The sequence below is a fragment of the Rhizobium sp. K33 genome (assembly GCF_056501445.1).
This window is the reverse complement of the sequence record NZ_CP096478.1, coordinates 3,630,328-3,650,750: the sequence shown is the minus strand read 5'-3', so window position 1 is coordinate 3,650,750 and position 20,423 is coordinate 3,630,328. Positions and strand designations below refer to the sequence as shown.

General features: G+C 62.1%; 25 protein-coding genes and 1 tRNA gene. 12 read left to right on the top strand and 14 right to left on the bottom strand.

From position 1 onward, the window contains the following. Nucleotides 1-57: 57 nt before the first annotated feature. The 3 genes from M1E12_RS17655 to M1E12_RS17645 all read right to left on the bottom strand — a co-directional run bounded on the left by M1E12_RS17655 (nt 58) and on the right by M1E12_RS17645 (nt 2,037). A complete protein-coding gene (locus tag M1E12_RS17655) occupies nt 58-1,149 on the bottom strand; it encodes a DNA topoisomerase IB (RefSeq protein WP_479562754.1) in 1,092 nt (363 codons plus the stop codon). Then, a complete protein-coding gene (locus M1E12_RS17650) occupies nt 1,146-1,673 on the bottom strand; it encodes a sigma-70 family RNA polymerase sigma factor (RefSeq protein ID WP_113461470.1) in 528 nt (175 codons plus the stop codon). The genes M1E12_RS17655 and M1E12_RS17650 overlap by 4 nt, the downstream gene beginning before the upstream one ends. Nucleotides 1,674-1,773: 100 nt before the next feature. Then, entirely contained in the window at nt 1,774-2,037 is a 264-nt protein-coding gene (locus M1E12_RS17645; RefSeq protein ID WP_479562753.1) for a hypothetical protein, read from the bottom strand. A gap of 153 nt (nt 2,038-2,190) precedes the next feature. Between M1E12_RS17645 and M1E12_RS17640 the strand changes: the two genes are divergently transcribed. The 3 genes from M1E12_RS17640 (at nt 2,191) to M1E12_RS17630 (ending at nt 3,092) form a co-directional block, all read left to right on the top strand. Beyond that, on the top strand, nt 2,191-2,523 hold the full coding sequence (locus M1E12_RS17640; protein WP_479562752.1) for a hypothetical protein: 333 nt from the start codon (nt 2,191-2,193) through the stop codon (nt 2,521-2,523). Between the two features lie 116 nt (nt 2,524-2,639). Continuing rightward, entirely contained in the window at nt 2,640-2,828 is a 189-nt protein-coding gene (locus M1E12_RS17635; protein WP_310242881.1) for a hypothetical protein, read from the top strand. Between the two features lie 75 nt (nt 2,829-2,903). Next, nucleotides 2,904-3,092, top strand: a complete 189-nt coding sequence (locus M1E12_RS17630) for a hypothetical protein (RefSeq protein WP_113461468.1) — start codon at nt 2,904-2,906, stop codon at nt 3,090-3,092. Nucleotides 3,093-3,104: 12 nt separating this feature from the next. Here the strand turns inward: M1E12_RS17630 and M1E12_RS17625 are convergent, their stop codons facing one another. From M1E12_RS17625 to M1E12_RS17615, 3 genes are all read right to left on the bottom strand, one after another. Continuing rightward, a complete protein-coding gene (locus M1E12_RS17625; protein WP_479562751.1) occupies nt 3,105-3,332 on the bottom strand; it encodes a hypothetical protein in 228 nt (75 codons plus the stop codon). Nucleotides 3,333-3,462: 130 nt separating this feature from the next. Then, a tRNA-Arg gene (locus M1E12_RS17620) sits at nt 3,463-3,539 on the bottom strand. 60 nt (nt 3,540-3,599) lie between these two features. Continuing rightward, nucleotides 3,600-4,766, bottom strand: coding sequence for a M20 aminoacylase family protein (locus M1E12_RS17615; protein ID WP_479562750.1), 1,167 nt, complete (start codon nt 4,764-4,766; stop codon nt 3,600-3,602). Nucleotides 4,767-4,954: 188 nt separating this feature from the next. Here M1E12_RS17615 and M1E12_RS17610 point away from each other — a divergent pair, with 188 nt between their 5' ends. Together M1E12_RS17610 and M1E12_RS17605 are read left to right on the top strand one after the other, a co-directional pair. After that, nucleotides 4,955-6,034 carry a D-alanyl-D-alanine carboxypeptidase family protein gene (locus M1E12_RS17610; RefSeq protein WP_479562749.1) on the top strand — a complete coding sequence of 360 codons (1,080 nt, stop codon included), beginning with the start codon at nt 4,955-4,957 and terminating at the stop codon, nt 6,032-6,034. Nucleotides 6,035-6,042: 8 nt separating this feature from the next. Next, nucleotides 6,043-7,206 carry a CobW family GTP-binding protein gene (locus tag M1E12_RS17605; protein WP_479562748.1) on the top strand — a complete coding sequence of 388 codons (1,164 nt, stop codon included), beginning with the start codon at nt 6,043-6,045 and terminating at the stop codon, nt 7,204-7,206. Nucleotides 7,207-7,210: 4 nt separating this feature from the next. On the opposite strand, the gene M1E12_RS17600 is transcribed toward M1E12_RS17605, so the two are convergent. From M1E12_RS17600 to M1E12_RS17580, 5 genes are all read right to left on the bottom strand, one after another. Continuing rightward, on the bottom strand, nt 7,211-7,444 hold the full coding sequence (locus tag M1E12_RS17600; protein WP_136539566.1) for a sulfurtransferase TusA family protein: 234 nt from the start codon (nt 7,442-7,444) through the stop codon (nt 7,211-7,213). Nucleotides 7,445-7,448: 4 nt separating this feature from the next. Then, entirely contained in the window at nt 7,449-8,696 is a 1,248-nt protein-coding gene (locus M1E12_RS17595; protein WP_479562747.1) for a L,D-transpeptidase family protein, read from the bottom strand. A gap of 182 nt (nt 8,697-8,878) precedes the next feature. Next, complete coding sequence (locus M1E12_RS17590; RefSeq protein ID WP_113461462.1) at nt 8,879-9,832, bottom strand: acetyl-CoA carboxylase carboxyltransferase subunit alpha; 954 nt, start codon at nt 9,830-9,832, stop codon at nt 8,879-8,881. 62 nt (nt 9,833-9,894) lie between these two features. Next, nucleotides 9,895-10,836, bottom strand: a complete 942-nt coding sequence (gene xerD, locus M1E12_RS17585; protein ID WP_479562746.1) for a site-specific tyrosine recombinase XerD — start codon at nt 10,834-10,836, stop codon at nt 9,895-9,897. Between the two features lie 12 nt (nt 10,837-10,848). Further along, the gene (locus tag M1E12_RS17580; protein WP_167494918.1) at nt 10,849-11,001 is read right to left on the bottom strand and encodes a hypothetical protein; all 153 of its coding nucleotides are present in this window, start codon (nt 10,999-11,001) and stop codon (nt 10,849-10,851) included. A gap of 144 nt (nt 11,002-11,145) precedes the next feature. Between M1E12_RS17580 and M1E12_RS17575 the strand changes: the two genes are divergently transcribed. Genes M1E12_RS17575 through M1E12_RS17565 form a run of 3 tightly spaced genes read left to right on the top strand, consistent with a single transcriptional unit; the run spans nt 11,146 to nt 14,161 of the window. Then, the gene (locus M1E12_RS17575) at nt 11,146-11,736 is read left to right on the top strand and encodes a shikimate kinase (protein WP_113461460.1); all 591 of its coding nucleotides are present in this window, start codon (nt 11,146-11,148) and stop codon (nt 11,734-11,736) included. Next, a complete protein-coding gene (gene aroB / locus M1E12_RS17570; protein WP_479562745.1) occupies nt 11,733-12,860 on the top strand; it encodes a 3-dehydroquinate synthase in 1,128 nt (375 codons plus the stop codon). Before M1E12_RS17575 ends, aroB begins: the two co-directional genes overlap by 4 nt. Continuing rightward, complete coding sequence (locus M1E12_RS17565; protein ID WP_113461458.1) at nt 12,857-14,161, top strand: HlyC/CorC family transporter; 1,305 nt, start codon at nt 12,857-12,859, stop codon at nt 14,159-14,161. The genes aroB and M1E12_RS17565 overlap by 4 nt, the downstream gene beginning before the upstream one ends. Nucleotides 14,162-14,173: 12 nt before the next feature. Here the strand turns inward: M1E12_RS17565 and M1E12_RS17560 are convergent, their stop codons facing one another. Further along, entirely contained in the window at nt 14,174-14,455 is a 282-nt protein-coding gene (locus tag M1E12_RS17560) for a BolA family protein (protein WP_113461457.1), read from the bottom strand. 102 nt (nt 14,456-14,557) lie between these two features. On the opposite strand from M1E12_RS17560, the gene M1E12_RS17555 reads away from it, so the two are divergent. The 4 genes from M1E12_RS17555 to M1E12_RS17540 are packed head-to-tail and all read left to right on the top strand — an operon-like array spanning nt 14,558 to nt 19,159. After that, complete coding sequence (locus tag M1E12_RS17555; RefSeq protein ID WP_113461456.1) at nt 14,558-15,184, top strand: J domain-containing protein; 627 nt, start codon at nt 14,558-14,560, stop codon at nt 15,182-15,184. Nucleotides 15,185-15,242: 58 nt separating this feature from the next. Next, nucleotides 15,243-16,235, top strand: coding sequence for a cobaltochelatase subunit CobS (gene cobS, locus M1E12_RS17550; RefSeq protein ID WP_113461455.1), 993 nt, complete (start codon nt 15,243-15,245; stop codon nt 16,233-16,235). Between the two features lie 13 nt (nt 16,236-16,248). Further along, nucleotides 16,249-18,144, top strand: a complete 1,896-nt coding sequence (cobT, locus tag M1E12_RS17545) for a cobaltochelatase subunit CobT (protein ID WP_136539573.1) — start codon at nt 16,249-16,251, stop codon at nt 18,142-18,144. Beyond that, nucleotides 18,137-19,159, top strand: a complete 1,023-nt coding sequence (locus M1E12_RS17540; RefSeq protein WP_479562744.1) for an esterase-like activity of phytase family protein — start codon at nt 18,137-18,139, stop codon at nt 19,157-19,159. Before cobT ends, M1E12_RS17540 begins: the two co-directional genes overlap by 8 nt. Before the next feature lie 78 nt (nt 19,160-19,237). Here the strand turns inward: M1E12_RS17540 and M1E12_RS17535 are convergent, their stop codons facing one another. Together M1E12_RS17535 and rpmB are read right to left on the bottom strand one after the other, a co-directional pair. Further along, the gene (locus tag M1E12_RS17535) at nt 19,238-19,876 is read right to left on the bottom strand and encodes a queuosine precursor transporter (protein WP_479562743.1); all 639 of its coding nucleotides are present in this window, start codon (nt 19,874-19,876) and stop codon (nt 19,238-19,240) included. Nucleotides 19,877-20,021: 145 nt separating this feature from the next. Further along, nucleotides 20,022-20,312: a 50S ribosomal protein L28 gene (gene rpmB, locus M1E12_RS17530; RefSeq protein ID WP_113461451.1), complete on the bottom strand. Its 291-nt coding sequence runs from the start codon at nt 20,310-20,312 to the stop codon at nt 20,022-20,024. Nucleotides 20,313-20,423: the final 111 nt, after the last annotated feature.

Below are 20,423 nucleotides of genomic sequence, written 5' to 3'. Positions count from 1 at the left end.
CCCATGGCATGAAAGAGGGGCCGGTTCTGCCGGCCCCTTTTCTTTTGGTCTTTCCGCTCAGGCCTCGACCTTTTTGATCGTCGGGACAGCCTGCAGGAATGCCATCAGCCGGTTCTCGTCCGCTCTCAGCAGTTGCCGCGCCGGCGCGTCGAGGATGATGGCGCGCACCGCATCCAGATCTTCCGACTTGTCCGCCAGCCCGAGGATCGCGGGGTGCACATAGCTTGTCCGGCAGATGGTCGGCGTGTTGTGCAGCCTGTCGGAGGCGACCTGGCACATCTGGCGGATCGTTGGTCGCTCACCAGTTCCGATGACGCGCCAGGCCTCGCTGAAGGCCGCAACACTGCCGCCCCAGGTGCGGAATGTCTTGGCCGAAAGCTTCGAGCGGGTGATCTCTGCCAGATAGGCGTTAAGCCGGCCGGAATCGACGCGGTGCAAATGGCCTTCCTGGTCGCGCCAGGAGAAAAGGTCGCGACCGGGCAGGTCGGCGATTTCCTCGAGGATCTTCTGAAGCCGCGGGTGGCGCAGTTTGCGGCGAACGCGCTTGCCGCCCTTGGCAAGGAAGCTCAGACGAATGCCGTCGGGCTCGAAGGTGAGATGGCGCTTCTGCAGGGTCGTCGCCCCATAGGTGCGATTTTCTTCCGCATAGGTCCGGTTGCCGACCCGCATATAGGTGACATCCAGAAGGCTGATCAGGGCAGACAGCAGGAAATAGCTTTCGTCCGCATGTTCGGCGAGGTCGCGCGCGATGCGACGGCGGATCGAGGGAAGCGCTTCCCCGAAGGAAATGAGGTCATCGAACTTGCGCTCGCTGCGCCATGCGGCCCAATCAGGATGGTAGCGATATTGCTTGCGGCCGCGTGCATCGTAACCGGTGGCTTGCAGATGGCTGCGCGGATCCATGCTGATCCAGACGCGCTCGTAAGCGGGGGGAAGGGCAAGTTTGCGAATGCGGGCGAGAACGTCTTCGGCGGCAATGCTGGTGCCGTCAGGCAAATGATAAGAAAATCCCTTGCCGCGCCGGCGACGGGTGATCCCGGGCACGGAATCAGTGCCATAGACAAGACCGATTTCGAAAAGCTCGTCCACCGCCTCGTCGGACGGCGGTGGCCCATCTATGGCGAGGTCCTGATTGTCTGCCTCAGTCATCCGACGGGACTGTCCGTACCTATCTCGCCGAGCTCGCGTCGCAATTGCTGCCGGGCGCGACTGAGCCTGCTCTTCACCGTACCGACCGCGCAACCACAGATCTCGGCGGCATCCTCATAACGTTCGCCAAGCATGACGATGAGAACCAGCATTTCGCGGTGATGTTCTGGAAGGCGATTGAGCGCACGGCGTACTTCGTCTGCCTGGACGGTCCATTCCTGGCTCGCCTCGGTCGTCAGCTTTGCACTGATGGAGTCCGGCAGGCCCACAGTCTCGCGGCTGCTTTTCTTGAAGCGCGTGCAGAAGGTGTTGCGCATGATGGTGAAGAGCCAGGACTTCAGGCGGGTCCCAGGTTCGAACTTGTCGAGATTGGCCAGCGCCTTGGTCAGCGTCTCCTGAACGAGGTCGTCCGCTTCCTCCGGTCTCTGACAAAAAGTCCGCGCAAAAGCGCGCAGGGCGGGAATCAGCTCAACGACTTCAGATTGTGTGGCAAGCTCGGCTTTACGGGTCGTCAAGATCGCCATCCTCCGATGTCTGTGGTCCCAGGCACAATGACGCGAGAACGCGCGTCGCACGGCATGGTTCCCAAAAATGTGAACGGCCGTTCAAGACCGGGGACAAAGGTCAGCTACGGCTTACGAATTTGCTGAAACGGCTCAGCTTGCCATCTTCCGTCTTATCCTGATGGAGGAAAGCAAGGTCGCTCTTTTCGAAGATCTGGAAGAATTCATCCCATTCTATCGGCACAAGAGCTTCCTCCGGCTCGCCGAAGTCGACGCGCAGAATGCCGCCTTCGCCACTGTCCTTAACCCGGGAAGGTATACCCTGACGGTCTTCGATCCATCGACGGATCTCGTCGTGGTTCGTGGTCTGGCTTGCGCTACTCATGGTTACTGTCGCTCCCTTTCCTCCGTGAAAGCTCATTCGATGAACGTGCTCCCTGACCCTAGGTTCCCAACGTCCTTAGGTTTTCACATGGAACAATGGGTGGAATGGAGTGTTAGTCGCCAAATCGAAACGGAAAATCAGGACAGACGCATCATGACTCACCTGCAGAATGTAGACGGCCAAGGCCAGTTGCTGATTGGTGAGCGCCTGTCACCCATGAGCTACCACGTGACGGTCGAGCAGCAGGATGCCCGATACACGGCAACCGTGGAGATGCAGGCGCCACGCGACTGGCTGATCCGTCAGGGCTTCCAGTCGAAGGCGACATTGGTCCTCGCGTCCGGTGATCGGGTCGAGGTTGAACATGACGGGCCCGTTGATGTATCGGACAGCATCAGCGTCCTGCTGCAGTCGCATCCTGTCGCCTATGCCGATCTGGATGCTCTTGTCGCTGCCTTTCCGGAGATCGATGAGGCCCCTGGCTGACAGGCGCGTCAGCTTCAGACAATTTTCTGATGATCTAAAGAAAATAAATTGACGTAATCCAATTTAGAAGCGGAACATGACGATGGTTCGCACTATGCTCGAAGTCGGAGGCCCGCATGGAAACAACGAAACCCGCATCCATGGAGGCACGCCGAGACCGCACCGGTGGCATCGTGCGCGACAGGCTGGACGTGCTCATGGCAGAGATGCGGCGCGAAGATGTTCCGCCCCGTCTCCTTGATCTGGCAGAAGAACTGCAAGCTGCGATCGACGAAAAGATGAAGGACGCCCCTTCCGGTTCCTGATCTCCCCGGAACCTTTTGCGCATGCCCCGGGTTGGCTCCCTGACACGTCAGGGTCCATTCAAGAAAGGGCACTCCATGATCAACTACTTCTGGCTTTTCGTCGTCATGCTCGGGCCGGTTCTGCTCGGCGGAGCGATCTTCTATTCCATCATGCGCCAGCGGCGCCTGAGTGACCGCGAGCGTCTCAACAGCGACGCTGCGGCACATGAACTCTATCGCAAGGATGAGAGCGCGGACACCCGCAAGTTCGGCGGCCGCAACTAGCGGTTCTTCCCGTTAGAGAAAGCTTCCGTTGTCGGGATCATAACGCTTTCCATGCGCGATGCGGGCGAGTTCTACGATCTCGTCCTCATCCCTGATCCCTGTCTTTACCAGATAGCCAACCAGTTCGGCCGCATTCTGCTTCAAATGCGCATCTTCCTGCCGCGAGCCATAGAGCCGCCGCATAGCGCGTTCGATGATGACATGTTCTTCTTGGTCTCTGCCGGGGGGGCTCGATGCCATGGCATTCCCTCCGTTCGGAGCCGACGAAAAAAGAGTAAGCACCCGTCGGCGTGGCATGGAACCATCATGCCGTATAACGGTCAGAACGCAACCCTAGATTCACGAGGGTAGGAAATTGCCAGGCAAATGATGGTGATCCCGACGCGATTCGAACGCGTGACCCTCAGATTAGGAATCTGATGCTCTATCCTGCTGAGCTACGGGACCACTTCCTCCTCCATACAAAAGCGCAGGCGTCTAGCCAAGCAGTTTTGCGTGCGTGAGACCTCAGCGCGGCAGACGCTGCTCGGCAAGGCGCACCCAGTAGGAGATGCCGGTCGCGATCGCCTCGTCATTGAAATCATAGGCCGGATTGTGCAGGCCCGCAGTGTCGCCATTGCCGATCAGGATATAGGCGCCGGGTCGCGATTGCAGCATGAAGGCGAAATCCTCGCCTGCCATGCTCGGATCGACATCCGTGTCGACCCGGTCGGATCCGACCACGTCGATCGCGGCGCGGGCGGCATGCTCGGTTTCGGCGGGGTGATTGACGGTGACGGGGCAGGCGCGCTCGAAATCGTATTCGATGGTTGCGCCATGGGCCGCGGCAATGCCGTTTGCGATTTCGCCGATGCGGCGCTCGGCGAGATCGCGTACGCCCTCGTCGAGGGACCGCACGGTGCCGGAAATGAAGGCCTCTTCCGGGATGATGTTGTGCGTCGTGCCCGCATGAAACTGGGTGACCGAAACGACGACCGAACGCAGCGGATTGGCGTTGCGGGCCGCAATGGTCTGCAAGGCGTTGACGATCTGTGCGCCGATGACAATCGTGTCGGCGGTGTTGTGCGGTTCGGCGGCGTGGCCGCCAAGGCCCGTCACCTTCAGCGAAAACTTGTCGGGCGCTGCCATGATGCCACCCTTGCGGATGGCAAAGGAGCCGAGCGGCTTTCCGGGCATGTTGTGCATGCCATAGATTTCGTCGATGCCGAAACGCTCCATCAGCCCGTCCTCGACCATGGCAAGCGCGCCGCGCCCGCCTTCTTCGGCGGGCTGGAAGACCACGGCAACCTGACCGGAGAAGTTGCGCGTCTCGGCCAGATATTTGGCCGCGCCCAGCAGCATGGCGGTATGTCCGTCATGGCCGCAGGCATGCATCCGGCCGGGGATCGTCGAAGCCCAGGGCTTGCCCGTGATCTCGTCGAGCGGAAGTGCGTCCATGTCGGCGCGCAGACCGATCGTGCGGCCGCTGCCTTTCCCCTCACCCTTGATGATGCCGACCACGCCGGTGCGGCCAAGGCCGGTGACGACCTCGTCGACACCGAATTCGCGCAGCTTCGCTTCCACGAAGGCGGCCGTGTTTTCGACATCGTAGAGGATTTCCGGATTGGCATGCAGATGGCGGCGCCATTCGGTGGCCTCCGACTGGAGTTCGGAGGCTCTGTTCAGAATCGGCATTCTTTCGTCCCGGGTTCAGTCTTCATTCCGCACTGCGGATCACGTTATTGTCGGGCACGAATGTGCGCCTTTCAATTGACGTATTCAATGGGCTTTGCCATTGCTTCGCTACATAGGACATTGTTGCCCCGATGGCGAGAGATCAGCAAAAGACGAGGATCGAAGTCGTGCTCACGAAGCGTCCCAGCATGTTGTCCGCAACCAAAGCCGTTCGCCGCCTGGTGGTAACCGCCTCTCTGGTTGCGATGGTCCTGCCGGGCATGGCTGCTGCAAACCCCCAGATGCTGGTCGATGTCGGCAGCGGCCGGGTGATCGCGCATCAGGAAGCCTTCCGGAAATGGTATCCGGCTTCGCTGACCAAGCTGATGACGGCCTATACAACCTTCCGGTCCATGCGGTCGGGCGAGCTCTCGCCGGAAACGGTGGTCGTGATGAGCAAACATGCCGCCGACCAGCCGGCGAGCAAGATGTATTTCAAGCCGGGCTCGAAGCTGACGCTCGACAGCGCGCTGAAACTGCTGATCATCAAATCCGCCAATGACGTGGCGGTGGCGATCGGTGAAACCGTCAGCGGCAGCGAAGCCGCGTTTGTCCAGCGCATGAACCAGGAAGCGCAGCGGCTCGGCATGACCTCGACACGCTTCGTCAATCCGAACGGGCTGCCCGGCAAGGGTCAGTATACGACAGCGCGTGACATGGCGCTTCTTGCCATGACCATCCGCCGCGAGTTTCCCGAATATGCCGGCTATTTCGCGCTCGAAGGCGTGACCACCGGCAAGAAGGAATATCCGAACTACAATCTTTTGGTCGGCCGCTTCCCGGGTGCCGATGGCATGAAGACCGGCTATGTCTGTGCCTCGGGCTTCAACCAGGTGTCGTCCGCCACGCGCAACGGCCGCACGGTGATCTCCGTCGTGCTCGGCGCCGACAGCCTCGGCGCGCGCGCGGATATTTCGGCCGATCTCCTGCAGAAGGGGCTGACGACCTCGGTTGCCGGAAACCGGCTGGAGCAGCTGGCGCCCTATGGCGAGGGTCTGGATCAGGTGACCGACATCAGTGCCGAAATTTGCAATCCGCAGGCCCGCAAGGTGCGCAGCGAAGGCCGGGATGAAGCCGGACGCATGAAGCTCTTGTCGCCCTATATCCGGGAAATGGGTCGTCCGCCGGCCATGAGTTTCGCGGGCCTCATTCCCGGCAGCGAGCCTGTCGCCACCGCCAAGGGCGAAATCGCCAATGTGCCGATCCCGAAGCCGCGCCCCACGTTCTGAGCTGATCCATGACTGAGACCCGCATTCCCGTTTCCATCCTGACCGGCTTCCTCGGTGCGGGCAAATCGACGCTTCTCAACCGGCTCCTCAAGGATCCGGCAATGAAGGATGCGGCCGTCATCATCAACGAGTTCGGCGAAGTCGGCATCGACCATCTGCTCGTCGAGTCGTCGAACGACGCCGTTGTCGAACTGTCCGACGGATGCCTCTGCTGCACCGTGCGCGGCGAACTCGTCGATACGCTGGCCGAGCTGATCGACGGCATGCAGACGGGCAAGGTCAAGCCGCTGTCGCGCATCGTGATCGAAACGACGGGGCTCGCGGATCCTGCACCGGTCATGCAGTCGGTCATGGGCCACCCGGCGATCGCCCAGCATTTCGATCTCGATGGCGTCGTGACCGTGGTCGATGCGGTCAATGTGCTCTCGACCATCGATACCTATCCGGAAGCCTACAAGCAGGTGGCGGTTGCCGACCGGCTGATCCTCACCAAGCAGACGCTGGCCGATGCCGGGACGATCGCAGCCATCACGCAGCGCCTGCGGGCGCTCAATCCTCGCGCGCCGATCACCGATGGCGACGCGGCGGATGCCGGATCGGCTGCCATGCTGGTCAATGGTCTCTATGATCCCGCCACCAAGATCGCGGATGTCGATCGCTGGCTGAAGGATGAGATGGCTGCGGCGGGTGATCATCACCATCATCACGACCACGCGCATGACCATGGTCATCATCATGGGCATCATCACCACGGTCATGACCACGGCCACCACCATCACGACGTGAACCGCCACGGGGCCTCGATCCGCTCCTATGCGATCGTCCATGACGAGCCGATCGATCCGATGGCGATCAACATGTTCATCGACCTCTTGCGCTCCACGCATGGTGAGAAGCTGTTGCGAATGAAGGCGATCGTGGCGCTCACCGATCGGCCGGAAAAGCCGCTGGTGCTGCATGGCGTGCAGTCAATCTTCCATCCGCCCGTGCGCCTGCCGGCCTGGCCAGAAGGGTCGGACCGCAAGACGCGCCTGGTGCTGATCACCCGGGATCTGTCAGAAAGCTATGTGCGGGATCTGTTCGGCGCCTTCACCGGTAAGGTCTCGATCGACCGGCCCGATCGTGCGGCGATGATGGACAATCCGCTTTCCGTGCCCGGCCTCAAGTTCTAGGCCGTCAGTCCCCGCCCTTGCGGATGTGGAAGCGATGGCCGCCATCCAGCCGCTCCTGTGCCAGGAGCTGGTGGCCGTCTTCATTGCAGAAATGCGGGATATCGATGCCGGCCAGCGGGTCGCTGGTTTCGACGATCAGTTCGTCACCAGGCTTCAGGTCGACCATGCGTCTGCGGGTCTTCAAAACGGGAAGGGGGCATTTCAGCCCCCTCAGGTCATAGACCGACGCTTCGGTCATGCCGTTACCAGAGCTTCCAGAAGGGCTTCTTCGGGCCGGCTTCCGGAGCAGCTTGCGCTGTCTGCGGCGGAGGCGCCAGCGGGTTCGGCTGCGGCACGGGGACTGCGCCTGTTGTCGGCGCTGCGGCTGCCGTCGCGGGCGCCTGATTGGGCACCTGGGCGGCCTGGGCCTGCGGGTCGCCATTGGGATTGGTCGCCATCTGGTTGACGGCGGCCGCACCATTGGCCGCAGCGAGCTTGGACGGATCGACGTCGTCGATGTCCATCAGCTTGCCGGCCTTCAGCGCGGAGCCCGTCGGAGCGAAGGCAAGGTCATGCGACCGGGACTTGCGCAGATCGGCGACCAGCGCCTTGCGCTCGGCTTCGGTCGGGTCATACCAGATCTTGCCGTCGTATTTCTTCAGCGCCTTGGCATAGGCAGCATCATAGGCTTCGTTGAAGCCGTTCAGCGCGACCGACAGGGCCGGCGGCGTGCTCATCTGCGGGCAGGCGCCCTGGGGATTGAAGCTCGACCCGGCGGGTGCCGACTGGTTGAAGACGTATTTCTTCTCGCAGACATTCACTTCCGGCGGACGCTTGGTCACTTCGAAATGGTCGTAGCCGACCTTGAGCATCTTCCAGAAGTCGTAATGCGGGCTGTGGCGATGGCGCGCCATGTTCTCCGCCGTCATGCGGAAGGGAAAGGCCTGCAGCTGGATTGCCTGCTGGCCGCCCTTGAAGGCGTCGCGGGCGAAGGCGTAGATCTCCAGCATCTGCGCATCGGTCATCGAATAGCAGCCCGAAGACGAGCAGGCGCCGTGGATCATCAGATGCGTGCCCGAGCGGCCGTTCGCACGGTCGAACTGGTTCGGGAAGCCGGTGTTGATCGCCAGGAAATACTTGGAATTCGGGTTCAGGTGATAGGGCGTCAGCGGGTAGAAGCCTTCCGGCGCCTGCCGATCGCCTTCCTTCACCTTGGGGCCGAGACGGCCGGACCAGGCGCAGATATCGTATTCCACGACCTTGTCGAAACGGTTGTTGGTCTTGGCCTTCCAGACCTCGAGGATGCCTTCTTCCTTGAAGATGCGCAGCATGATCGGCGAGTTGCGATCCATGCCCTTCTTCTGGATTTCGGCGACGAGGCGCGCAGGCAGGGGCTGCTGCACCTTGTTGGCAACCCGCGGCGTGTCATAGGCCGCGCTCTCCAACGTATCATTGCAGCCGGCAAGGGCGGCGGCGAAAAGCAGAACCAGGGCCGTCGATGTCAAGCGCATGCTCAAAGGCTCTTTCCAGAAACACATGTTACGGCTCGAAACGAGCCATTTCACGCGGAGTGTAGAACTGCTTTCTTCACAAATTATAAACCAATGGCGGTCGATTTCGCCATTCCCCATCCGGCGCTATTCTGGCAAAGCGGCGGAGTGATGGCAAATTGCCACAATTTGAGCCAGATGGCTCAGAGATTGCGGCCGATATCGAGGAATTTCTGGCGGCGGTCGGCGCGCAGCTGATCGCCCGGCAGCGGGGTCAGTTCGGCCAGCGCACTGGCGATCACGTCGCCGGTCATGCCGATCACGCGGTCCGGAGCGCGGTGTGCGCCACCAACGGGCTCTGGAATGATCGCGTCGATGATGCCAAGACCCTTCAGGTCTTCCGCCGTGATCTTCATATTGGTTGCCGCTTCCTTGGCGCGGGTGGAATCGCGCCAGAGGATCGAGGCTGCCCCTTCCGGCGAAATGACCGAATAGATCGCATGCTCCAGCATGTAGACGCGGTTGCCGGTCGCAATGGCGATCGCACCACCCGAGCCGCCTTCGCCGATGACGACGGAGACCATCGGCACCTTCAGCGAGAGACACATTTCGGTGGAGCGGGCAATTGCTTCCGCCTGGCCGCGCTCTTCGGCACCGACGCCCGGATAGGCGCCTGCCGTATCGATCAGCGAAATCACCGGCAGGCCGAAACGGTCAGCCATTTCCATCACGCGGATCGCCTTGCGATAGCCTTCGGGGCGCGGGCTGCCGAAATTGTGCTTGATGCGCGACTTGGTGTCGTTGCCCTTTTCCTGGCCGATCACGGCGACCGGCTGGCCGCGGAAGCGCGCAAGGCCGGCCTGGATGGCGGCGTCTTCGGCGAACTTGCGGTCGCCGGCCAGCGGCGTGAACTCGGTGAAGAGCGCCTCGGCATAGTCGACGAAATGCGGCCGCTGCGGATGACGCGCGACCTGGGTCTTCTGCCAGGCGTTGAGCTTCGAATAGATCTCCACCATCGCCTCGTCGACGCGGCTTTCCAGCCGGCTGATCTCTTCCGAGGTGTCGATGCTCTCGTCCTCGTCCGCGAGTTTCTTCAGTTCGCGGATCTTGGCCTCGAGGTCGGAGATGGGCTTTTCGAAGTCTAGATAGTTGTGCATGAACTCACTTCCGATCGTTCGTTCCTGGCGCTCGCCGCCCGCAGGAACCGGCTTTGCCGGTCCTAATCGGGGTTTTTGGCCTGTTTTGCAAGGGGGTGATGCGTATGCACCAGTTGCTGCAGGCGCTCATCGAGCACATGCGTGTAGATTTGCGTGGTGGAAATGTCGCTGTGGCCGAGCAGTTCCTGCACCGCGCGCAGGTCCGCGCCATTGCCGAGAAGATGGCTGGCAAAAGCATGCCGCAGCACGTGCGGAGAGACCGCATTGGCCGACAAACCGGCCCGGATCGCGAGATCCTTCAGTTCGCGGGCAAAGACCTGGCGGGGCACATGCCCCTCCTTGCTCTTGGCCGGAAAGAGGAAGGGACTGTCGACATGGGCCGGATCGGCTGCCCTTAGTTTACCATAGCGTGCCATAGCTTCGATCGCCGTGCGCGAGAGCGGGACGAGGCGCTCCTTGTTGCCCTTGCCACGGACCAGGAGAAAGCGTCCCTCCTGGGTCAGCACCTTGACCGGCAGGGACACAAGCTCGCTGACGCGCATGCCGGTGGCATAGAGCAGTTCGAGGAGAGCAAGCCGGCGGATGCGTGCGGGTTGATCGGGGCCCTCCAGGTTTGCTTCCTGCTCGGCAAGCGACAGCAGCCCCGTCACATCGTCCACGGTCAGCACCTTCGGCAGGGAGCGGGCCTTTTTCGGCGCATCGAGGATGGCCGTCGGATCATCGCCGCGCAGGCCCTCGGCGTAGAGAAACTTGTAGAACTGGCGCATGGCCGAGAGGCGCCGTGCCTGAGAGGTCGGCTGAAAGCCGCGGCGGGAGAGATCGGAGAGATAAGAGGCCAGATCTTCCCGGGTCGCCGCGCCCAGGCTCACCTTTCGGCCGGAGAGGAAATCCGAGAGGTCGTCCAGATCCCGCTCATAGGAGGCAAGCGTGTTCTCGGCTGCCCCGCGCTCCGCGCTCAGCATTTCCAGAAAGGCTTCGACGCGTGCTTGGCTCAGATCCGACATGCATGGTCCCTGCTATTGCTCGACCGGGTTGATCCGTTCCGACGGGATGCGCACCGTCACATCCCGTTCGCGCGGCTCGACGAAGACCGCAAAGGACCACAGTGTCAGATAGACCAGGCCAACGATGGTCCCGCAGATGAACAGGAAGCGAAACAGTGTGGGCATGGTCGGTCCTCGGCCGGTCGTTCGAATAAATAGGTCGGAACATGGCATTTACCAAGGCCGGGACAGGCCTTGCGGATTTGCAGCCATGGCTTGACGCTAGCCCTCTATATGTCAATAGGTCATGAAACAGTCGTGAACAGGCCGATGACCGAAACGATCCTCAACCTTGCTCCCAGTCTGGGCGAGCGCGCCAAGGCGGCGCTCGGCAAACGCAATCTCGTTCTCGTTGGCCTCATGGGTGCGGGCAAGTCGGCGATCGGCCGTATCGTGGCGCAGCAGCTCGGCCTGTCCTTCGTCGATACCGATACCGAGATCGAGCGGGTCTCGCGAATGTCGATCAGCGAACTCTTTGCCGCCTATGGCGAAGAGGAGTTCCGTGCGCTGGAGACCCGCGTCATCAAGCGCCTGCTGCGAACCGGCCCGCGTGTGGTCTCCACCGGTGGCGGCGCCTTCATCAACGAGAAGACCCGCAAGCAGATCGAGCGCGGCGGGCTCTCCGTCTGGCTGAACGCAGATCTCGACGTGCTCTGGGAACGCGTCAACAAGCGCGATCATCGCCCACTGCTCAAGACGGAAAACCCCAAGCAGACGCTTAAGGACCTGATGGACAAGCGCTATCCGATCTATGCGCTGGCAGACATCACCGTCCAGTCGCGCGACGTGCGCAAGGAAGTGATCGCCAACGAGGTCCTCACCTCGGTGATCGAATATATCGGCAAGGACAAGACGCAATGACGAAGGTCGAGACATCGGAACGCCTGGTGCATGTACCGCTGGGCGAGAGCTCCTATGACATTCTGATCGGGCCGGGTCTGATGGCCCGTGCCGGCGGCGAGATCTCGACCCGCATCAAGGGACGCCGTGCGGCGATCGTCACGGACGAAAATGTCGGCGCGCGCTATCTCGATGGCCTCATGGACAGCCTGCAGACCGATGGCATCGAAGCCGTCTCCGTCACGCTTCCGGCCGGCGAAAAGACCAAGAGCTTCGACTATCTCACCAAGGTCTGCGACGTGCTGCTCGAAGCGCGCATCGAGCGCAACGATACCGTGATTGCACTCGGCGGCGGCGTCATCGGTGACCTCACGGGCTTCGCCGCCGGCATAGTGCGTCGCGGCGTGCGTTTCGTGCAGATCCCGACCTCGCTGCTCTCGCAGGTCGACAGCTCCGTCGGCGGCAAGACCGGCATCAATGCCCGCCAGGGCAAGAACCTCATCGGCATCTTCAATCAGCCGGATCTGGTGCTGGCCGATACCGACGTGCTCGATACGCTGTCTGAGCGCGAGTTCCGCGCCGGTTATGCGGAAGTGGCGAAATACGGCCTGATCGACAAGCCCGACTTTTTTGAGTGGCTGGAGAAGAACTGGCGGGATGTCTTTGCCGGCGGTGCGGCCCGCATCGAGGCGATCGCCGTCTCCTGCCAGGCCAAGGCCGACGTGGTCGCCGCCGACGAGCGTGAAAACGGTCGCCGGGCGCTCCTCAATCTCGGCCACACCTTCGGCCATGCGCTGGAAGCGGCCACACAGTATGACAGCAGCCGGCTCGTGCATGGCGAGGGTGTTTCCATTGGCATGGTGCTCGCCCATCGCTTCTCCGCCCGCATTAACCTTGCAAGCCCCGACCTTGCGGACCGGGTCGAAGCGCATCTGAAAGCCGTCGGCCTGCCGACCCGGATGGATCAGATCCCGGGCGAGCTGCCGCCGACCGACGTTCTGATGGATGCCATCGCCCAGGACAAGAAAGTGAAAAGCGGCAAGCTAACCTTCATCCTCACCCGGGGCCTCGGCCAGTCCTTTGTCGCGGACGATGTGCCGGCCTCCGAAGTTCAGCGTTTCATTGAGGAGATGCGTCCATCATGATCGAGCAAATCCTTTCCGGCCTCGCCGAATACTGGCTGACCCTTGTCGCCATCCTCCTGCTGATCTGCTGTTCGGGCTTCTTCTCCGGGTCGGAGACGGCGCTGACCGCGACGTCGCGGGCGCGCATGCACAGCATCGAACTCAACGGGGATGATCGTGCCGGGATCGTCAACCGGCTGATCGAGCGTCGTGACCGGCTGATCGGCGCCCTTCTCATCGGCAATAACCTTGTCAACATTCTCGCCTCGTCGCTGACGACCAGCCTCTTCCTCGGCCTCTTCGGCGATTCCGGCGTGGCCATCGCGACACTGCTGATGACCGTGCTGCTCGTCATCTTCTCGGAAGTCCTGCCGAAAAGCTGGGCGATCTCCGCGCCGGAGCGTTTCGCGCTCTTCGTCGGCCCGCTGGTGCGTCCCTTCGTGGCTGTGGTCGGTCCGCTGTCCAGCCTCGTCAACTGGATCGTGCGCAAGCTGCTCGGCCTGTTCGGCGTGTCGATCTCCGGTGAAGCCTCCATGCTCTCGGCGCATGAGGAACTTCGCGGCGCCGTCGCGCTGCTTCACCGCGAAGGGGCGGTGATCAAGGCCGATCGCGATCGTCTCGGTGGCGTTCTCGATCTCGGCGAACTCGAGGTGTCCGACATCATGATCCACCGCACCGCCATGCGTGCGGTCAATGCGGACGAGCCGCCGGAAGTTGCGATCCGCAACATTCTCGAAAGCCCCTATACCCGCATGCCGGTCTGGCGCGGCGCGACCGACAACATCATCGGCGTCATCCATGCCAAGGACCTGATCCGGGCGCTTGCGGAGCCCAATGTCGAGCCGCAGGACATCGACATCGTCAAGATTGCGCAAAAGCCCTGGTTCGTGCCGGATACGACCAACCTGAAGGACCAGCTCAACGCCTTCCTGCGCCGCAAGACCCATTTCGCCGTCGTCGTCGACGAATATGGCGAAGTGCAGGGTGTCGTGACACTCGAAGACATTCTGGAAGAAATCGTCGGCGATATCTCCGACGAGCACGATCTGGAAATCCAGGGCGTGCGCCAGGACAGCGATGGTTCGATCGTGGTCGATGGCGGCGTGCCGATCCGCGACCTCAACCGCGCCATGGACTGGCAGCTGCCAGACGAGGAAGCGACGACCATTGCCGGCCTCGTCATCCACGAGTCGAAGTCGATCCCGGAGGAACGTCAGGCCTTCACCTTCTATGGCAAGCGCTTCATCGTCCTGAAGCGGGAGAAGAACCGCATTACCCGTTTGCGCATTCGTCCGATCGACACGCCCGAACCGGCGGAATGATCGGCTCCAGGGTCACCAGCGGGTCGGTTCGCCGGGGGCGGCCGGCTCGATGGCCAGCGCATGCAGGCCGGCGTCGAGCTCGGGTTTCAGAAGGTCGGTGACGGCGCGGTGGCGGGCGAGCCGCGTCATGCCGGAAAAGGCCGATGCCACGATCCGCACGCGCATATGGGTTTCGCCGGTGCCGGTGATGTCGGGCTGATGGCCCGCATGATGATGGCTCTCATCGATGACGACAAGGCGTTCGGGGCTGAAAGCCTCGGTGAGACGGGTCTCGATCCGGCTCTTCACCGACATGGTCTGCCTCTTTCTGCTGCTTCGCAAAAAGCCCCACAAAGCGCGCAACAAACCGGTTTGTCAATTCTTGTTCGCCCCCATCGGGCGCCCCATAATTACGGGATGAAACTCGACTCGAAATATTTCGATCGGATCCGCACCCGGCGAAAGCGGGAGGCCGAGCCCGAACCATCCAAAGCGGAGTGCCAGTGGGACGGCTGTGACAAGCCGGGGGTCCATCGCGCACCGGTCGGCCGCCATGCGGAAGGTCAGTTCTTCCTGTTCTGCTTCGAGCATGTGAAGGAATACAACAAGGGCTACAACTACTTCTCAGGCCTGTCGGACACGGAGATCGCCCGCTACCAGAAGGAAGCGATCACCGGTCATCGGCCGACCTGGACGGTGGGGGTGAACAAGGCTGCCAAGGCAAGCCCGATCCACTCCACCATGCGCTCAGGATCGGCTGCGTCACAGGCGCGCATCAAGGATCCTTTTGGCTTCGTCCAGCAGGGGCGCGGCGGTGCGCCGCGCTATCAGGCATCGGACCGAAAGCTGAAGACGCTCGAGGCGAAAGCGCTGGATACCCTTGGACTTAACGTCAGCTCGACGCCATCCGACATCAAGACGCGCTACAAGGAACTTGTAAAAAAACACCATCCGGACGCAAATGGCGGAGACAGGGCTTCTGAAGAGCGTTTTCGCGCTGTCATTGAAGCCTACAAATTGTTAAAGCAGGCCGGTTTCTGTTAATCCGAACACGCAGCAGCGACGAAGACGGCCGGACGGCACCGCCTGGCAGGGAGACATGATGAGCAAAATTGAACTGGATATCGCCAACCTGCCCGACACCACCGTTTCGGTCCGTGAGGTCTTCGGCATCGATACGGACATTCGTGTTCCGGCTTACTCCAAGGGCGATGCCTATGTGCCGGATCTCGATCCGGACTATCTCTTCGATCGCGAAACCACGCTCGCCATTCTCGCAGGCTTTGCCCATAATCGCCGCGTCATGGTCTCCGGCTTCCACGGCACCGGTAAGTCGACCCATATCGAGCAGGTGGCCGCCCGCCTCAACTGGCCCTGCGTGCGCGTCAACCTCGACAGCCATGTCAGCCGTATCGATCTCGTCGGCAAGGACGCGATCGTTCTGAAGGACGGCAAGCAGATCACCGAATTCAAGGATGGCATCCTGCCCTGGGCGTACCAGCACAATGTCGCGCTCGTCTTCGACGAATACGACGCCGGTCGCCCGGACGTGATGTTCGTCATCCAGCGCGTTCTGGAAAGCTCGGGCCGCCTGACGCTGCTCGACCAGAGCCGCGTCATCCGTCCTCACCCCGCCTTCCGCCTGTTCGCGACCGCCAATACGGTCGGCCTTGGCGACACCACGGGCCTCTATCACGGCACGCAGCAGATCAACCAGGCGCAGATGGACCGCTGGTCGATCGTCACCACGCTCAACTATCTGCCGCATGACAAGGAAGTCGACATCGTCTCGGCCAAGGTGAAGAGCTTCGGCTCGACCGCCGAGGGCCGCGATACCGTGTCCCGCATGGTCCGCCTCGCCGACCTTACCCGCGCGGCCTTCATCAATGGCGATCTCTCGACCGTCATGAGCCCGCGTACCGTCATCACCTGGGCCGAAAACGCCGAAATCTTCGGTGATGTCGCCTTTGCCTTCCGCGTCACCTTCCTCAACAAGTGCGACGAGCTCGAGCGCACGCTGGTGGCCGAGCAGTATCAGCGCGCCTTCGGCGTGGAACTGAAGGAAAGTGCGGCCAATATCGTACTCGGCGCATAAGGACTGAAGAAGCATGGCAGGGCGCGGCGACAATTCGAAGGCGAGAGCCGGCGGCGGTGTAGACACGGAGCCGATGCGCCGTGCCATCACCGGCTGCGTACGCTCCATCGCAGGCGATCCGCAGGTCGAGGTCGCCTTTGCCAATGAGCGTCCGGGCCTTGCCGGCGAGCGGATCCGGCTGCCGGAGCTTTCCAAGCGTCCCACGGCCCATGAGCTTGCCGTCACGCGCGGTCTCGGCGATTCCATGGCGCTCAGGCTCGCCTGCCACGATCAGAAGGTCCATGCGGCCATGGCGCCCCAGGGTGCCGATGCGCGTGCGATCTTCGATGCCGTCGAGCAGGCGCGCGTGGAATCGCTCGGCTCGCTGCGCATGCCGGGCGTTGCCTCCAACATCCAGTCGATGAACACCGAGAAATACGCGAAAGCCAATTTCTCGACGATCAGCCGCCAGGAAGATGCGCCGATCGGCGAAGCCGTCGCCATGCTGGTGCGCGAGAAGCTGACCGGCCAGAAAGCCCCTGAGTCCGCCGGCAAGGTGCTCGATCTCTGGCGTCCCTTCATCGAGGACAAGGCCGGTGCCGACCTCGACAATCTCTCCACTGTCATTGAAGACCAGCAGGCCTTTTCCCGCGTGATCCGCCATATGCTTTCGGCCATGGATATGGCCGAGGACATGGGGGACGACCAGGAGCAAAGCGAAGACGAGCAGTCGACCGACGAGGAGCAGCCGCGCAGCGGCGAGCAGGACCAGGAAAGCGCCGAGGAGGAGGCAGGTCAGGAGTCTGCGCCCGCCGAGGAGAGCGAAGCCTCGCAGGAGCAGCTCGACGACGGCGAGATGGATGGTGCCGAGATCTCCGAAGAGGAGATGTCGGACGAGGGTGACGACGACAGCGAGACGCCCGGCGAGATGCGCCGTCCGGCAACCCCCTTCGACGATTTCAACGAGAAGGTCGACTACAAGATCTTCACCCAGGAATTCGACGAGGAGATCACCGCGGAAGAGCTTTGCGACGAGGCCGAACTGGAACGTCTGCGCGCCTTCCTCGACAAGCAGCTTGCCCATCTGCAGGGTGCCGTCGGCCGACTGGCAAACCGCCTGCAGCGCCGCCTGATGGCGCAGCAGAACCGCTCCTGGGACTTCGACCTGGAAGAGGGCTATCTCGATCCGGCGCGTCTCACCCGGCTGATCATCGACCCGATGCAGCCGCTCTCCTTCAAGAAGGAGAAGGACACCAAGTTCCGCGATACGGTCGTGACCCTGGTCATCGACAATTCCGGCTCGATGCGCGGTCGCCCGATCACGGTGGCTGCCTCCTGCGCCGACATTCTGGCGCGCACGCTGGAGCGCTGCGGCGTCAAGGTCGAGATCCTCGGCTTCACCACCAAGGCCTGGAAGGGCGGCCAGTCCAGAGAGAAGTGGCTGGCAGGCGGCAAGCCGCCGGCGCCCGGCCGTCTCAACGACCTGCGCCACATCATTTACAAGTCGGCGGACGCTCCCTGGCGTCGGTCGCGCCGCAATCTCGGCCTGATGATGCGCGAGGGCCTGCTCAAGGAAAACATCGACGGCGAGGCGCTGATGTGGGCGCATAACCGCCTCATCGGTCGCCGCGAGCAGCGCAAGATCCTGATGATGATTTCGGACGGTGCCCCGGTCGACGATTCGACGCTGTCGGTGAACCCCGGCAACTATCTCGAGCGCCACCTGCGCGCCGTGATCGAGCAGATCGAGACGCGTTCTCCGGTCGAGCTCCTGGCGATCGGTATCGGCCACGACGTCACGCGCTATTATCGCCGCGCCGTCACCATCGTCGATGCGGACGAACTGGCCGGCGCCATGACCGAACAGCTGGCCTCGCTCTTCGAGGAGCAGCCATCTGGAGGCTCGGGCCGGGCGCGTCTGCGTGCCTGAGCGAAAGGCCCGGATGCTGGCAAGCGCCTGCGCGATCTCCGTCTTCACGGCGCTGGCGTCCTGCACGCCGGCAACCATCCTGCCGGGCGACACGCTGCCCATCGCGGTTGATAGCACTGTGATCACCGAACTCGGCGGCAGTCCGACGATTTCGCCCGGGCTCACGTTTCTGGGCGGCCTCGAGCTTTCCTCGCCAGAGCCGCTCTTCGGTGCCTTTTCCTCGATCCGCTTCCGCGACGACCAGGGCTTCCTTGGCGTCTTCGACACCGGCTACTGGATCGAAGGCCGCATCCTGCGGGACGGCGACGGACATCTCTCAGGCGTCGAGGCGGTTCGCTTGGCTCCGCTTCTCGATGCATCGGGGCAGGAAAGCCAGAGCAAATTCCAGGTGGATGCCGAAAGCCTGGCGCTGGATGGCGACAGGGCCTTTGTCGGCTTCGAGCAGCGCCATCGCGTGGTGGCCTATGGGCCGCTCTCCGATCTCGGCAAGGCTCTGCCATCTGCCCCGCTCGACTTCCCCTTCGACCTCGATATTCTGCACAGCAATGGCGGCTTCGAGTCGCTCGTCATCGCGCCACCGGGCAGTGCGATTGCGGGCGCCCTGGTGGCGATTACCGAGAAGAGTTTCGACGAGAACGGCAATATCTATGCCGCCATCGTCGGCGGGCCCCTGCCGGGTCAGTTCCGGGTGCGACCGCGCGACGAGTTCGAGATCACCGACGCGACCTTCCTGCCCGATGGCGATCTCCTGCTGCTGGAGCGCCGCTTCTCGATCGCGACCGGCGTCGGCATGCGCCTGCGGCGGATCGAAGGCGAGAGCATCAGACCGGATGCGGTGGTCGACGGAGAGATCCTCTTCGAAGCCAATTACCGCTCCCAGATCGACAATATGGAAGGGCTCGACGCGATCCCCGAGCCGGATGGCTCCGTCCGTCTCATCGTCGTCTCCGACGACAACCATTCCATCCTGCAGCGTACTCTGATGCTCGAATTTAGGCTGCAGCCGCAGGGCTGACATGTCTCAGCGTAGCCTGAAACGCAAACAGCCCCGGTTACCCGGGGCTGTCTGTCTTTTCGTGTCGTGATCTTGGCGTCAGATCGTGCGCGAGGCCGTCGGCATCGGGCGCACGACACTCATCAGGGCGCCATAGGGCAAGAGCATGATGACGCCGATTAGCATCTTCACACCGAAGTCGGCGATCGCCCAGGAGATCCAGCGCGGGGCCTCTGCAGTCATGACGCCGAGGATCGGGGCCGTCGCGATCGCGAAATCGTCGTTCGGACCGATGAAGCCGAAGACGGGTGCAAAGGAGATGGAGAAGAAGATGATCGTGTCGAGAACCGAGCCGATCAGCGAGCCCATCAGCGGCGCCTTCCACCAGGACTGCTGGCGCAGCCGGTTGAAGACCGAGATGTCGAGGAGCTGGCCGACGAGGAAGGCCGTGCCGGAGGCAACCGCAATGCGGGGCGTTGCGAGCAGGATCGACAGGAGAACGCCAGCGATGAAGCCGACGAGGACCACGCGGCGTGCGACCTGCGGCCCGAACTGACGATTGGTCAGGTCGGTGACGAGGAAGGCGATCGGGTAGGTGAAGGCGCCGAAGGTCAGGAGGTCGGCGAGATTGATGCCCGCCAGCATGCCGCTCACCGGATACTGGACGAGGAAGTTCGATGCGACCACGACGGCCGTCATCAGCAGGCTGTAGATAAAGAAATAGCGCTTGTTCAGCATTTTTTTATCCTGGGTGATGCCACCAGTTGGAGGAACAACAATGTAATCGAAGGCGCCGCAGGCTGATCCTGCGTGCTCACCTCAAACGAAAAGGCTTGGCCGGGGATCCGGTCAAGCCTTTCGAAAGTCTGGCCGAATGACGCTATTAAGCGGCTTCAGCGGTCTTCTTGACGATCTGGCGACGCAGCAGACGAGCGCGCATGCTCAGGTCGTTTTCAGAAGCCTTGAGAAGGAAGGCATCGAGACCACCGCGATGCTCGACCGTGCGCAAGGCAGCAGCCGAAACGCGCAGGCGGAAGCGCTGGTTCAGAGCGTCCGAGATCAGCGTAACGTCGCACAGGTTCGGCAGGAACCGGCGCTTGGTCTTGTTGTTCGCGTGGCTCACGTTGTTGCCCGACTGGACGCCCTTGCCGGTCAATTCGCAACTGCGGGACATGGTACACCTATTGTTTTTCTAGGCCATCGCATCGCTTCCGGCCAAATGCCGGCGAGGCAATCCAACAGCGTCTGATTGGAAAGTTGCGGTTCTATAGTCAGTGAGAACCGG

Excerpts from the sequence above, each read along its gene's own strand:
- M1E12_RS17655 (WP_479562754.1), bottom strand. The coding sequence starts at position 1,149 with ATGACTGAGGCAGACAATCAGGACCTCGCCATAGATGGGCCACCGCCG.
- M1E12_RS17650 (WP_113461470.1), bottom strand. The coding sequence starts at position 1,673 with ATGGCGATCTTGACGACCCGTAAAGCCGAGCTTGCCACACAATCTGAA.
- M1E12_RS17645 (WP_479562753.1), bottom strand. The coding sequence starts at position 2,037 with ATGAGTAGCGCAAGCCAGACCACGAACCACGACGAGATCCGTCGATGG.
- M1E12_RS17640 (WP_479562752.1), top strand. The coding sequence starts at position 2,191 with ATGACTCACCTGCAGAATGTAGACGGCCAAGGCCAGTTGCTGATTGGT.
- M1E12_RS17635 (WP_310242881.1), top strand. The coding sequence starts at position 2,640 with ATGGAAACAACGAAACCCGCATCCATGGAGGCACGCCGAGACCGCACC.
- M1E12_RS17630 (WP_113461468.1), top strand. The coding sequence starts at position 2,904 with ATGATCAACTACTTCTGGCTTTTCGTCGTCATGCTCGGGCCGGTTCTG.
- M1E12_RS17625 (WP_479562751.1), bottom strand. The coding sequence starts at position 3,332 with ATGGCATCGAGCCCCCCCGGCAGAGACCAAGAAGAACATGTCATCATC.
- M1E12_RS17615 (WP_479562750.1), bottom strand. The coding sequence starts at position 4,766 with ATGCCGATTCTGAACAGAGCCTCCGAACTCCAGTCGGAGGCCACCGAA.
- M1E12_RS17610 (WP_479562749.1), top strand. The coding sequence starts at position 4,955 with ATGTTGTCCGCAACCAAAGCCGTTCGCCGCCTGGTGGTAACCGCCTCT.
- M1E12_RS17605 (WP_479562748.1), top strand. The coding sequence starts at position 6,043 with ATGACTGAGACCCGCATTCCCGTTTCCATCCTGACCGGCTTCCTCGGT.
- M1E12_RS17600 (WP_136539566.1), bottom strand. The coding sequence starts at position 7,444 with ATGACCGAAGCGTCGGTCTATGACCTGAGGGGGCTGAAATGCCCCCTT.
- M1E12_RS17595 (WP_479562747.1), bottom strand. The coding sequence starts at position 8,696 with ATGCGCTTGACATCGACGGCCCTGGTTCTGCTTTTCGCCGCCGCCCTT.
- M1E12_RS17590 (WP_113461462.1), bottom strand. The coding sequence starts at position 9,832 with ATGCACAACTATCTAGACTTCGAAAAGCCCATCTCCGACCTCGAGGCC.
- xerD (WP_479562746.1), bottom strand. The coding sequence starts at position 10,836 with ATGTCGGATCTGAGCCAAGCACGCGTCGAAGCCTTTCTGGAAATGCTG.
- M1E12_RS17580 (WP_167494918.1), bottom strand. The coding sequence starts at position 11,001 with ATGCCCACACTGTTTCGCTTCCTGTTCATCTGCGGGACCATCGTTGGC.
- M1E12_RS17575 (WP_113461460.1), top strand. The coding sequence starts at position 11,146 with ATGACCGAAACGATCCTCAACCTTGCTCCCAGTCTGGGCGAGCGCGCC.
- aroB (WP_479562745.1), top strand. The coding sequence starts at position 11,733 with ATGACGAAGGTCGAGACATCGGAACGCCTGGTGCATGTACCGCTGGGC.
- M1E12_RS17565 (WP_113461458.1), top strand. The coding sequence starts at position 12,857 with ATGATCGAGCAAATCCTTTCCGGCCTCGCCGAATACTGGCTGACCCTT.
- M1E12_RS17560 (WP_113461457.1), bottom strand. The coding sequence starts at position 14,455 with ATGTCGGTGAAGAGCCGGATCGAGACCCGTCTCACCGAGGCTTTCAGC.
- M1E12_RS17555 (WP_113461456.1), top strand. The coding sequence starts at position 14,558 with ATGAAACTCGACTCGAAATATTTCGATCGGATCCGCACCCGGCGAAAG.
- cobS (WP_113461455.1), top strand. The coding sequence starts at position 15,243 with ATGAGCAAAATTGAACTGGATATCGCCAACCTGCCCGACACCACCGTT.
- cobT (WP_136539573.1), top strand. The coding sequence starts at position 16,249 with ATGGCAGGGCGCGGCGACAATTCGAAGGCGAGAGCCGGCGGCGGTGTA.
- M1E12_RS17535 (WP_479562743.1), bottom strand. The coding sequence starts at position 19,876 with ATGCTGAACAAGCGCTATTTCTTTATCTACAGCCTGCTGATGACGGCC.
- rpmB (WP_113461451.1), bottom strand. The coding sequence starts at position 20,312 with ATGTCCCGCAGTTGCGAATTGACCGGCAAGGGCGTCCAGTCGGGCAAC.